Here is a 12532-nt window from a genome sequence, read left to right as displayed (position 1 = left end):
CCTAGTGAGCCAGTTCTTTTTCGTATGGATGCAGCGTATCCAGATAAATTTCAGTCGGATATTTCCCTGTGAAACACGCAAGACAGTGTCCTTTGTTTTCACCTTCATCCTGACGTCCAATCGCCTGAACGAGTCCTTCAACACTCAGGAAAGATAAAGTATCCGCACCTATCTGCTTGCGAATCTCTTCAACTGACAGTCTTGATGCGATTAATTCTTCATGTGTACTCGTATCAATCCCATAGAAGCACGGGTTTTTAATCGGTGGTGAGCTGATGACAACATGCACTTCCTTCGCTCCCGCTTCCTTCAGCATCGTCACAATGCGACGGCTCGTCGTTCCGCGGACAATCGAGTCATCCACCATCACAACCCGCTTGCCTTCTACCACACCGCGAACAGGGGAAAGCTTCATTTTGACACCCTGCTCCCTCAATTCCTGTGACGGCTGGATAAAGGTACGGCCAATATAGCGGTTTTTAATGAGTCCCATTTCATATGGGATACCTGCTTCCTCCGCATACCCAATGGCAGCGGAAATACTCGAATCCGGCACACCCGTTACAACGTCTGCCTCAATCGGGAATTCAAGCGCAAGCTGTTTGCCAAGACGTTTTCTGGCAGAGTGAATATTGATGCCGTCAATATCACTGTCCGGTCTTGAAAAATAAATATATTCCATCGCACAGATTGCCCGGTTTGTCGCATATGAAAAGCGCTCTGCACGAATACCTTCATCATTAATAATCAGCAGCTCACCCGGTTCAACTGACCGGATCACTTCTGCCCCGATAATATCAAAGGCGCATGTTTCAGAGGCAACAGCATACGCATCACCGATTTTTGCGAGTGTCAGCGGACGCAGACCATGCGGGTCCAGTGCCACCATCAGCTCGGTTTCTGTCATCATGACAAATGCGTACGCACCTTTCAGCATGGTCAGTGCATTTTTCACGCGCTCTTCAAGCGTTGCGTAGCCACTGCGTTTAATTAAATGAGCCAGTACCTCTGTATCAGAAGTCGTCTGCAGAATACTGCCCTGACGCTCAAGCTGGTGCTTAAGTGAGTTTGCATTCACAAGATTTCCATTATGGGCAAGTGACAGCGTGCCCGTCTGTGAGCGGAAGACGAGCGGCTGAACATTTTCATAGCCGCCTCCTCCTGCCGTTGCGTATCGGACGTGACCAATCGCGCCGTGCCCTGACAATTCACCAAGCATTTCCTGGGTAAATACTTCTGTTACAAGACCTTCTCCTTTATGAAAGGTAACGGCCTTGCCATCTGAAGCAGCGATTCCTGCTCCTTCCTGGCCGCGGTGCTGCAGACTCTGCAGGGCATAATACGTCAGCTGTGCTGCCTGTTCATGCCCCCAGATACCAAATACACCGCATTCTTCGTTTAATCCCTTCAGCTCAGCAAGCATGGGATCGCTCCTCTCCAGCTCTCTTCGAATTTGTCCACTGGCTGGTCGATGACTTTTTCTCCGTTGTGTACGATGCGGAAGATCGGCTGTGCAGTCACTTCACCGATTTTACGGCCGCCTGTTAATTGTTCAAATGCTTCAGCATTCTCAGGTTTTACTGATACAAGGAACCTTGACTGTGTTTCACTGAACAGTTCTGTTACAGCAGAACCTGTTGTTTCAGCCGTCACACCAAGACCTGTTTTAAAAGCTGATTCTGCAAGAGCAACCGCAAGGCCGCCTTCTGCAAGATCATGCGCTGATTGAACAAGCCCTTCACGGATCGCCTTCAGCAATGCCTGCTGTCGCTCCTGCTCCACTCTCAGGTCAAGCTCAGGTGCTTTGCCTGAGATTTTCCCTTCTGTCAGCTTCTGAAGCTCACTGCCGCCAAATTCCGTTTTCGTTTCACCAATCAGATAGACAGCATCTCCAGCCTGTTTATAGGACTGTGTTGTGATGTAATCAAGCTTTTCAATGAGTCCAACCATGCCGACAACCGGTGTCGGATAAACAGCTGTTCCATTCGTTTCATTGTATAAAGAGACGTTTCCGCCGATAACTGGCGCATTCAGTGTGCGGCAGGCTTCACTCATACCGTCCACCGCTTTTTCCATCTGCCAGAAAATCTCCGGCTTATCCGGGCTGCCAAAGTTCAGGCAGTCTGTAATCGCAAGTGGCTGTCCACCTGAGCAGACAATGTTGCGGGCCGCTTCTGCTACCGCAATCTTTCCGCCTGTTTCAGGATCAAGGTACAAATAGCGTGAGTTACAATCCGTCGTCATCGCCAGCGCTTTTTCCGTGCCGCGAATACGCAGTACCGCTGCATCAGATCCAGGTGTGACGACCGTATTCGTGCGTACCTGATAATCGTATTGGTCATACACCCACTCTTTACTCGCAATCGTAGGCTGCTTTAACAATGCGTGCAGTGTTTCCTCGAGGTTTTCAACCTTTGGCTCTGTGTTCTCAAGTGCCTGGAACTTACGGAAGTAAGCAGGCTCCTCTGATGGCTTATGATAAACCGGTGCATCCTCAGCAAGGGCATCAACCGGTACATCAGCCACAACTTCGCCCTGGTGAAGCAGGCGCAGACGCTTATCATCTGTTACCGTACCGACCGCTACTGCATCTAAATCATATTTATGGAATAGCGCTTGAATTTCTTCTTCTCTGCCTTTTTCAATGACAATCAGCATACGTTCCTGAGACTCTGACAGCATCATTTCGTAAGCGGACATACCTGTTTCACGCTGTGGTACAAGATCAAGATTCATCTCAATACCTGAGCCTGCCTTACTTGCCATCTCAGCTGAAGAGCTTGTCAGTCCTGCTGCACCCATATCCTGAATCCCGATCAGTGCGTCACTTTTAATCAGCTCAAGACACGCTTCAAGAAGCAGTTTCTCCATAAATGGATCGCCTACCTGAACCGCAGGACGTTTTTCATCCGAGTCCTCTGTTAATTCCTCAGAAGCAAACGTTGCGCCGTGAATCCCGTCACGCCCCGTTTTGGCCCCAACGTACATTACCGTGTTGCCGACTCCCTTTGCCTGACCTTTTTGAATCTCATCATGGTTAATCAGCCCGACACACATCGCGTTGACAAGCGGATTACCGTCATAGGAACGGTCAAACTGCACCTCTCCGCCGACTGTCGGGATACCGATACAGTTTCCGTAGCCTGCAATTCCGGCTACGACCTGCTCAAATAAGTACCGAACACGAGGAGAATCCAGTTCTCCAAAGCGTAGGGAGTTGAGGATCGCGATGGGTCTAGCTCCCATTGAAAATACATCACGGATAATGCCGCCCACGCCCGTTGCCGCTCCCTGATAAGGCTCGATCGCAGATGGGTGGTTATGGCTCTCGATTTTAAATGCCACTGCCTGGCCGTCTCCAATATCAACAATTCCAGCTCCTTCTCCCGGTCCCTGAAGTACCTGCTCACCAGTCACAGGGAATTTCTTTAAAAGAGGCTTTGAATTTTTATAGCTGCAGTGCTCAGACCACATAACTGAAAACAATCCAAGCTCTGTATAATTTGGCAGTCTGCCTAAGATCTTCTCGACAAGGGCAAACTCCTCATCTGTCAGCCCCATTTCGCGGTAGATTTTCTCATCCTTGATTTGCTGTTCAGCCGGTTCAAGCAGTAACGACATGAGAGTCCCTCCAGTGTTTTACGATTGATTGAAATAATTTAAGTCCATCTGCACTTCCAAGCAGCTCATCCACTGCACGTTCAGGGTGTGGCATCATACCAAGCACGTTGCCGCGTTCATTTGTAATGCCTGCAATGTCTGACAGACTGCCATTCGGGTTTTCACCCGCATAACGGAACACGATCTGTCCATTTGTCTCAAGCTGCTGCAGTGTCTGTTCATCGCAGAAATAATTGCCTTCACCATGTGCCACCGGAACGGTAATCCGCTCGTTTGGCTGGTAGGCTTTTGTAAACATCGTTTCGTTATTGACAACTTCAAGTTCGACCGGGCGGCAGATAAATTTCAGCCCCTGGTTTCTGAGCATCGCACCTGGTAACAGACCTGACTCTAAAAGAATCTGGAATCCATTACATACACCAAGCACCGGCTTGCCTGCCTCAGCTGCTTTCACAACCTCATTCATCACCTTTGAAAAGCGGGCAATCGAGCCTGAACGCAGGTAATCTCCGTATGAAAATCCCCCCGGTAAAAGAATACCGTCGTATTGATCGAGGTTGTCTGCATCATGCCAGACATACTCCACTTCTTCCTTTAACTCATCCTTAATCGCATGGTACATGTCGATGTCACAGTTTGATCCCGGAAAAACGATGACCGCAAACTTCATTGTGTAACGGCCTCCTCCACTTCAAACTCATAGTTCTCAATAACTGTATTAGCGAGCAGCTTCTCGCACATTTCTTTTACAACGTCTTCAACCGGACGGTCAGAAAGCTCAATCAACAGCTCCAGATATTTACCGATCCGTACATCCTGCACTTCCTGATAATTCATCGCATGCAGTGAATTCTTCACCGCTGTCCCCTGTGGATCTAATACACTTTCTCTTAATGTTACATGCACCTTTACCTTCATCATGATTGAACGCCTCCCAGTCGGTTTAATACCTTTTCATATGCTTCTGTCAGACTGCCAAGATTTCTTCTGAATACATCCTTATCCATCTTCTCGCCCGTTTTAATATCCCAAAGCCTGCACGTATCCGGTGAAATTTCATCCGCTAACAAAATGGCTCCATTCGTGTCACGGCCAAACTCCAGTTTAAAATCGATCAGATCCAGTCCGATCTCTTCAAAAAATCCGGTTAACACGCCATTTACCTGAAGCGCTTTTTCCTTTAAAAGAGTAAGCTCATCCTGTGACGCAAGACCGAGCACTTCAATGTGATCTTCATTGATGAGCGGATCACCCAGGTCATCATCCTTGTAATACCATTCCACAATCGTTTTCGGGAGCTTTTCCCCTTCAGTAAGACCAAGCCGCTTTGACAGCGAACCGGCAGCCGTACTTCTGACCACCACTTCAATCGGAATGATCTCAACTGCTTTTACGAGCTGCTCGTGATCAGACAGCTTCTCGATAAAATGTGATTCGATCCCTTCTGCTCTCAGCTTGTCAAAAAGCAGGCTCGTGATCAGGTTATTAAGCACTCCTTTACCGGCGATCTCTTCCTTCTTCTCCCCGTTAAAGGCGGTGGCGGAATCCTTATACTCGATCCACAGGACACCCTCCTGATCGGTCTGATACAGTCTTTTGGCCTTTCCTTCATAAAGCAGCTGCTCTTTGTTCACAAGGTTCACTCCTCTTTCGAATGTCGGAATATTGGGTCTATTCAGGGTAAAGTGTGTTTGATTAACAATAAAGTGAATGTCTCCGTTTTATGCGAACGGTTCAATAATTGATCTCAAGAACCGTTGATTTCCGTTGCAGGCGGACGCTTTCCGCGGGAGAGCGGGTTTTGCTCCGGTGAGCCCCACGGCTTCGCCGTTGGTCTCACCTGTCCCGCTTTATCCCGCTGGAGTCGCCGCCTTCCACTCCAATCAACTCAAAATGTCCTATATGTTTCTTGAAGTTTATAAAGGCATATTTCGTTTTTAAAGTAGTCCAATACGCTTAAAAATCGTATCTACGTGCTGGAGGTGGTAGCGGTAGTCGAAGCAGTCTTCGATTTCAGCCGGTGACAGCTTCGATGTGATTTTTTCTTCTGCTTCCACCAGCTCACGGAAATGCACCTGCTTTTCCCATGCCTCCATGGCTTTTGGCTGAACTGTGTCATATGCTTCTTCGCGTGACAGCCCTTTGTCAATAAGTGCAAGCAGGACGCGCTGTGAGTAGATCAGGCCGAGTGTGCGGTCCATGTTGCGCTTCATGTTGTCAGGGAATACCGTCAGATTTTTAACGATGTTGCCAAAGCGATTCAGCATATAGTTCAGGGCAATCGTTGCATCCGGCAGGATCACGCGCTCTGCAGATGAGTGTGAGATATCGCGCTCATGCCATAATGGCACGTTTTCGTAAGCTGTCTGCATATAGCCGCGGATCAGGCGGGCAAGTCCTGTCATATTTTCAGAGCCGATCGGATTGCGTTTATGCGGCATCGCTGAAGATCCTTTTTGACCTTTTGCAAAGAACTCTTCCACTTCACGCGTTTCACTTTTTTGCAATCCGCGAATTTCAACAGCAAACTTTTCAATAGATGTCGCAATTAAGGCAAGGGTTGCCATATAATCAGCGTGACGGTCGCGCTGAAGCGTCTGCGTTGAAACCGGTGCAGGCTTCAGGCCAAGTTTTTCACATACGTATGATTCTACGAAAGGATCGATATTGGCATATGTACCAACCGCTCCAGACATTTTACCGAAGGCAATTCCGTCTGCCGACTGCTTGAAGCGCTCAAGGTTCCGCTTCATTTCTTCGTACCAGAGGGCGAGCTTCAGGCCGAATGTCGTCGGCTCGGCATGAACACCGTGCGTACGACCCATCATGACTGTATCCTTATGCTCCTTCGCCTTTTCCGCTAAAATCTCAACGAAACGCTCAAGATCAGCAAGCAGGATATCGTTCGCCTGACGCAGCAGATAAGAAAGGGCTGTGTCTACAACATCTGTTGACGTTAAGCCGTAGTGCACCCATTTTTTTTCGTCTCCAAGCGTTTCGGATACGGCGCGTGTAAAGGCAACGACATCGTGTCTCGTTTCCTGTTCGATCTCTAAAATACGTTTCACATCAAATGATGCATGTTCACGGATTTTTTTGACGTCTTCTTTCGGGATATCCCCAAGCTCTGCCCATGCCTCACAAGCGAGAATTTCAACCTCAAGCCAGGCTTCAAAACGGTTTTGTTCAGTCCATATTGCGCCCATTTCCGGACGAGTATAACGTTCAATCATGATTGTGCCTCCTGTTTTATACGCGTCTGCCAGATGCCGGACTCATCAATCTCCTGAAGTGTATTTTCAAGATCGTCCGTCAGGATCGTGACATGACCCATTTTGCGGTTTGTTTTCGCTTCGTGTTTTCCGTATAAATGAAACGACCAGTGAGGATACTTTTCCATGGCGTCAAGAGTGCCTTCCATATGCTGACCCAGCACATTCACCATCACAACCGGCTTTACGAGTTCAGCAGGCGCTAGCGGCCAGTTTAACACGGACCGGATATGCTGATGGAACTGAGAGCACGTACTCGCTTCAATGGAATAATGACCCGAATTATGCGGTCTCGGTGCCAGCTCATTGACATAAATCTCACCGTTTTTATCGACAAACATCTCAACTGCCAGCGTTCCAATGAGCTGAAGGTGGTCTGCGATCTGATTCGCCAGCTTTACAGCATTTTCACGAACAGCCTGGCTGATGCGAGCAGGTACGATTGAAGCATGAAGGATCTGATTCACATGTACATTCTCAGCAACCGGCTGATGCACCGTTTCTCCCCGTTCATTGCGCTGAATAATGACTGAGATTTCAAGATCGAAATCAACAAATGATTCAAGCACACAAGTCCCGTTCTGATGAATCAGCTCGGCAGCTTCTGCCAAATCATCATTGCTCATCAGCTTGACCTGCCCCTTGCCGTCATAGCCTCCTGTTGCCGTTTTTAAAATCGACGGAAAACCGAACGTTCCTATGATATCATATAATCCTTGTTCGTGTTCAATGATTTTATAGTCCGCTACCGGTACCCCTGCTGCTGTGAGATTTTCCTTTTCAAGCTGGCGGTTCTGCGTAATCCGGATCAGGTCAGAACCCTGTGGAACGGGCACATGCTTTTGCAGTTCATCGAGTGAATCAGCATCTATATTTTCGAATTCATACGTAACAATATCGCTCAATTTTGAAAGCTTTTCTAAGCCTGCAGGGTCATCATAGGCTGCAATAATCGGGTAATCGGCCACCTGTGCACATGGTCCGTCCTCTGCAGGATCTAATACGGCAATTTTAAAGCCGGCTTCCTTGGCAGCGAGTGCCATCATCCGGCCAAGCTGTCCACCACCTATAATCCCTATCACCGCTGGAGGTTTGATCATCGTCATACGAGGTCACCACTGCTTTCGAGTACTTTTTCTTCACTTTTCTTCCGTACGTCTGCGAGACGATTGGCAATGTCCGGTTCAAATGCGGACAGAATCTGTGCTGCAAGCAGTCCGGCATTGGCAGCCCCAGCTTCACCAATCGCAACCGTTGCGACTGGAACACCGGCAGGCATCTGCACAATGGAAAGCAAAGAATCGAGTCCTTTCAGTGCCTTAGACTGAATCGGAACCCCAATCACAGGAAGTGTCGTTTTCGCTGCAACCATCCCTGGAAGATGCGCTGCTCCGCCAGCTCCGGCAATAATAACCTTAATGCCGCGATCTCTCGCCTGCTCAGCAAATGAAAACATCAGATCCGGCGTGCGGTGTGCACTCACCACCTGCTTTTCAAACGGGATCTCAAGCTCCTCAAGACGTTCACAAGCTTTCTTCATGGTAGGCCAGTCTGATGTACTGCCCATAATTACGCTAACCACTGCTGACATCGTCTCACTCCATCCGGGTTTGATATAAAAAAATCAGCCACTTTCCTTTTATTATATGAAGGAAAGTGGCTGACCTGTACCCGCAGAATAGACGGGCAGAAAGAGTTCTGCCTCTGCAGGTGCTTTCCCTCATAGTCCTGTCATTTACGGTGCAGGGTAGAAACTTTCGGGCCATATTCCCGACTTTATATGAGGTCGTTCATTCAATTAATCTCGTACTCATCATAACAAGCTGACACCGGAACGTCAACTCAATAAACGAACATTAAAAATTCTGTAAATATCATTGTTCGCTTTTAAGACCTTGAAACCGGATTTTCTGCCGGACAGGTTCCCTTTTTATAGAAGATCCTTCTTTCACTTCCTGAAACACAGGCTCTTCCATTCTTCTCACCGGCGTATATCCCTCTGCCGCCATACGGTCCAGACAGTCACCGATTGTTTCATGCTCTTCAACGTCAAACCATTTTTTACTCATGAAGCCTGTTCCTCCCGCGTCATTCGTCTCCTTACACTTTTCACCCAGAAGCCGCCATGAATCGCTTTAGGTTCATACGATATAATAAATGCCTTCGGATCAATCTCCTTAATCCGCTCATACAGCTTTAACTCATATTTACGCGGCGTCAGGATCTGCATCGCCCAGCGTCCGCCCTCAAGACCATTCGCTTCCCAGTCCGTCACGCCATATCCTAAAGTACGCAGTTTACTCGGAAGCTCCAGCCCATTATCTGTTGTAATAACATTAACCGTAATATACCCTAATGCCATCTTCTCTTCTATCTTCATCCCGATAATGACACCCATCCCATAACCGACTGCATACGCAATCAGATTCTGGATTTCGTTCAGATTATCGAGTACCAGTCCAAGTCCCACAACGTAAATCACGACTTCCACCATACTGACCGCCGCGGCATAATAACGGTATCCTTTTAACGTCAGAATCATTCTGACTGTAAAAAACGATACATAAAAGATGTTGATCACAAAAATAATTGCAACCATCATCAACCCACTCTCAAACAACGAACACCCTCCTCATTTACGGCATTTCTAACGCCTAAATGCAATCCTACTAGCCTCCATACAAATTGTAAAGATCTTTCATTCCTAAAATATGAACAATTTATTATTTCGCCTAACGAAGTGCTATACTGTGGTTATACATATTGAAGGAGTGACATCATGAACACATTATCCATTGGCATCATCGGCCTCGGTGCAATCGGTCAGCGCTTAATTCCTGCATTTATCGAACATGACCATTATGAAATCTCAGCAATCAGCGATGTGAATCCTGAGCTGATGGATCAAATACAAACACAGCACGCCCTATCTGCTGTAAAATATGCTGATGGCTTCGATTTAATTCAGCATGACGGACTTGACGCCATCTATATCGCCGTCCCTCCAAAATGGCACGCTGCATACGCACTGGCTGCAGCAGAAAAAGGTCTGGCTCTTTTATGCGAAAAGCCACTGGCTAATTCAATAGAAGAAGCAGAACAAATGACTGATGCAGTAGAAAAGTACAACGTCATTGACGCGATCCATTTTCCATTGCACTACAGCCAGGAAAAATCTCTGCTTACAGAAAAGCTGAAGGAAATCGGTGAAGTAAACCGGATCGAATTAACGATGCGCTTTGAGACATGGCCACGCTTCTGGCAGCACAACGACTGGATCAATAAACGTGAACAAGGCGGATTCATACGCGAAATCACCCCGCACTTCATTCAGCTCACACATGAACTGTTTGGGGAAATCGATATCAATTCCCATGCAACGAATTACCCTGCAAACAATTCTGATAGTGAAACAAGCGTCATCGCATTTGGAACAGTCGGTACCGATATCCCATTTTTACTGAATGGACACAGTGGGATCGGATTAAAAGATGACCTCACCTACCGGATCTACGGAACAAAAGGCGTTCTATCTCTTGATCAATGGGCAGAATTAAAACACGGAACCCCTGAACAACCTCTGACTCTTATTCAAAGAAGAGCTCAGTCCGCATCTGCATCAATATTAGATGAATTTTATCAGGCTATTACCACTGGGGATGGAAATATTGTCTCCTTCAAAGAAGGACTCAATGTACAACGCGTATTCGAACAGCTCCTATAAAAAATGCGTCTGCTTCTTTTTAGAAGCAGACGCATTTCTATTTTATAATACCTTCACAAACGCCTCAGCAGCCTTCTGGCTTGACTGAGGATTCTGTCCAGTAATGAACTTCCCATCAGTCAGAACATGCTCAGCCCAATTGCCCTTAGCCACAAAATGAGCACCCTGTTCCTCAAGCTTCGCCTGAAGCATAAACGGCATCAGCGGATCCAATCCCGTCTCTTTTTCCTCTTCGTTCGTAAAACCAGTCATCTTTTTACCCTTCACAAGGTACGAACCATCCTTCAGCTGTACATCAACAAAACCGGCTGGTCCATGACATACCGCCCCAATCACCTTATCATTCTCAGCAAAGTGCGCTAACGCATCCTGCAGCTGCGGTTCATTTGGAAGGTCAAACATCGTACCGTGACCACCCGGTAGGAAAATACCATCAAAGTTCTCAAATACAACACTCGAAAGCTTCTCCGTATTCTGAAGCTCAGCCTCCGCTTCCTTCCACTCAGCCGGATTCTCATTATCATCCAGACTGTTCGGATCAAGCGGGATGCCTCCACCCTTCGGACTTACTACCGTTACATCATAACCATGTTTTTTAAATTCAACATATGGCTCTGCAAATTCCGAAAGCCACAAACCAGTCGGGTGTTCCGCATCAATCTCACTCGTATTCGTTAATACCATTAATACTCGTTTACTCATATCCTGCATACCACCTTTTTTATGGTTTGATTAAATTGTTGCACCTTAGTATGTTACCCGTTAGACATATAGGTAAACGGACAATTTTTAAAAGATCAGGCATGCTGGAAATTTAGTCATTCAGGACCATACCCTTCGGTACAAATTGGTCCTGATTCTTTACACTTTCTTCTTTATTCATCACAATTTTGCTCTTATTCTGTATACTTTTCCGTTTATTCGATACACTTTATTCTCTATTCTGCATACCTCCGGAAACATCCCGGCGAAGCTCGGGGCCTGTGAATGCAGTTGAGTAACTGGAGCTGGTCAGCCTTTCATTAAAAGAAGCACCGGATTCTATACACTTCCCTCTTTATTCAACACACTTTTGCTCTTATTCAGTATACTTTCCCGTTTATTCGATACACTTTATTCTCTATTCTGCATACCTCCGGAAACATCCCGGTGAAGCTCGGGGGCACTGAATGCAGTTGGCTAACTGGAAGTGGTCAGCCTTTCATTAAAAGAAGCACCGGATTCTATACACTTCCCTCTTTATTCAACACACTTCTGCTCTTATTCAGTATACTTTCCTGTTTATTCGATACACTTCATTCTCTATTCTGCATACCTCCGGAAACATCCCGGCGAAGCTCGGGGGCACTGAATGCCTTTAGGCAACTGAAGGTCTTTGTCCTTTCTCTAAACTAGCTCGAAATTCTATACCTTTACCCCTTTATTCTTCATACTTCTGCTCTTATTCGATCCACTTCTTCATTTATTTGATATACTTTACTCCACATTCTGCACACCTCTGCAAAAACAACACAAAAAAGCCTGTAACTCATCCATTGAGTTACAGGCTTTTTAAGTGCCTAGCGACGTCCTACTCTCACAGGGGGAAACCCCCAACTACCATCGGCGCTGAAGAGCTTAACTTCCGTGTTCGGCATGGGAACGGGTGTGACCTCTTCGCTGTCATCACTAGACTGATTTATTGAAGACTCGCGCCTTCAAAACTGGATACAACATCAAACAACCGCAAGGTTTTTTCGAGAATCACCTATTTGGTTAAGTCCTCGATCGATTAGTATTCGTCAGCTGCACATGTCGCCATGCTTCCACCTCGAACCTATCTACCTGATCATCTTTCAGGGATCTTACCACTTGCGTGTGGGAAATCTCATCTTGAGGGGGGCTTCATGCTTAGATGCTTTCAGCACTTATCCCG

General features: G+C 46.9%; 12 protein-coding genes, 2 rRNA genes and 1 riboswitch. Of the genes, 1 reads left to right on the top strand and 13 read right to left on the bottom strand.

The genetic code is table 11. The features are described from left to right. Window position 1 precedes the first annotated feature (1 nt). The 10 genes from purF to H7968_RS14560 all read right to left on the bottom strand — a co-directional run bounded on the left by purF (window position 2) and on the right by H7968_RS14560 (window position 9492). Window positions 2–1423 carry an amidophosphoribosyltransferase gene (gene purF / locus H7968_RS14605; RefSeq protein WP_227396840.1) on the bottom strand — a complete coding sequence of 474 codons (1422 nt, stop codon included), beginning with the start codon at window positions 1421–1423 and terminating at the stop codon, window positions 2–4. Further along, on the bottom strand, window positions 1408–3621 hold the full coding sequence (gene purL, locus H7968_RS14600) for a phosphoribosylformylglycinamidine synthase subunit PurL (protein WP_227396839.1): 2214 nt from the start codon (window positions 3619–3621) through the stop codon (window positions 1408–1410). The genes purF and purL overlap by 16 nt, the downstream gene beginning before the upstream one ends. After that, window positions 3605–4291 carry a phosphoribosylformylglycinamidine synthase subunit PurQ gene (purQ, locus tag H7968_RS14595; protein ID WP_227396838.1) on the bottom strand — a complete coding sequence of 229 codons (687 nt, stop codon included), beginning with the start codon at window positions 4289–4291 and terminating at the stop codon, window positions 3605–3607. Before purQ ends, purL begins: the two co-directional genes overlap by 17 nt. Continuing rightward, on the bottom strand, window positions 4288–4542 hold the full coding sequence (purS, locus tag H7968_RS14590; RefSeq protein ID WP_227396837.1) for a phosphoribosylformylglycinamidine synthase subunit PurS: 255 nt from the start codon (window positions 4540–4542) through the stop codon (window positions 4288–4290). The genes purQ and purS overlap by 4 nt, the downstream gene beginning before the upstream one ends. Next, window positions 4539–5255: a phosphoribosylaminoimidazolesuccinocarboxamide synthase gene (purC, locus tag H7968_RS14585; RefSeq protein ID WP_227396836.1), complete on the bottom strand. Its 717-nt coding sequence runs from the start codon at window positions 5253–5255 to the stop codon at window positions 4539–4541. The genes purS and purC overlap by 4 nt, the downstream gene beginning before the upstream one ends. Before the next feature lie 303 nt (window positions 5256–5558). Beyond that, window positions 5559–6854, bottom strand: coding sequence for an adenylosuccinate lyase (gene purB, locus H7968_RS14580; RefSeq protein WP_227396835.1), 1296 nt, complete (start codon window positions 6852–6854; stop codon window positions 5559–5561). Continuing rightward, window positions 6851–7999, bottom strand: coding sequence for a 5-(carboxyamino)imidazole ribonucleotide synthase (gene purK, locus H7968_RS14575; protein ID WP_227396834.1), 1149 nt, complete (start codon window positions 7997–7999; stop codon window positions 6851–6853). Before purK ends, purB begins: the two co-directional genes overlap by 4 nt. Further along, a complete protein-coding gene (gene purE / locus H7968_RS14570) occupies window positions 7996–8484 on the bottom strand; it encodes a 5-(carboxyamino)imidazole ribonucleotide mutase (RefSeq protein ID WP_227396833.1) in 489 nt (162 codons plus the stop codon). Before purE ends, purK begins: the two co-directional genes overlap by 4 nt. A gap of 112 nt (window positions 8485–8596) precedes the next feature. Beyond that, window positions 8597–8697, bottom strand: a riboswitch (purine riboswitch). A gap of 70 nt (window positions 8698–8767) precedes the next feature. Continuing rightward, a complete protein-coding gene (locus tag H7968_RS14565; protein WP_227396832.1) occupies window positions 8768–8962 on the bottom strand; it encodes an NETI motif-containing protein in 195 nt (64 codons plus the stop codon). Beyond that, window positions 8959–9492, bottom strand: a complete 534-nt coding sequence (locus H7968_RS14560) for a DUF2179 domain-containing protein (protein WP_406566420.1) — start codon at window positions 9490–9492, stop codon at window positions 8959–8961. The genes H7968_RS14565 and H7968_RS14560 overlap by 4 nt, the downstream gene beginning before the upstream one ends. A 180-nt stretch (window positions 9493–9672) precedes the next feature. Between H7968_RS14560 and H7968_RS14555 the strand changes: the two genes are divergently transcribed. Then, complete coding sequence (locus tag H7968_RS14555) at window positions 9673–10617, top strand: Gfo/Idh/MocA family protein (protein WP_227396830.1); 945 nt, start codon at window positions 9673–9675, stop codon at window positions 10615–10617. A 42-nt stretch (window positions 10618–10659) separates the two neighbouring features. Here the strand turns inward: H7968_RS14555 and H7968_RS14550 are convergent, their stop codons facing one another. The 3 genes from H7968_RS14550 to H7968_RS14540 all read right to left on the bottom strand — a co-directional run. Continuing rightward, complete coding sequence (locus H7968_RS14550) at window positions 10660–11319, bottom strand: type 1 glutamine amidotransferase domain-containing protein (protein ID WP_227396829.1); 660 nt, start codon at window positions 11317–11319, stop codon at window positions 10660–10662. Window positions 11320–12174: 855 nt separating this feature from the next. Further along, window positions 12175–12290 (bottom strand): 5S ribosomal RNA (gene rrf / locus H7968_RS14545). A gap of 78 nt (window positions 12291–12368) precedes the next feature. Continuing rightward, a 23S ribosomal RNA gene (locus tag H7968_RS14540) occupies window positions 12369–12532 on the bottom strand; the annotation flags it as partial.

The organism is Jeotgalibacillus aurantiacus (genome assembly GCF_020595125.1).
Classification (GTDB): domain Bacteria; phylum Bacillota; class Bacilli; order Bacillales; family Jeotgalibacillaceae; genus Jeotgalibacillus; species Jeotgalibacillus aurantiacus.
This window is presented reverse-complemented; position numbering and strand designations above follow the sequence as displayed.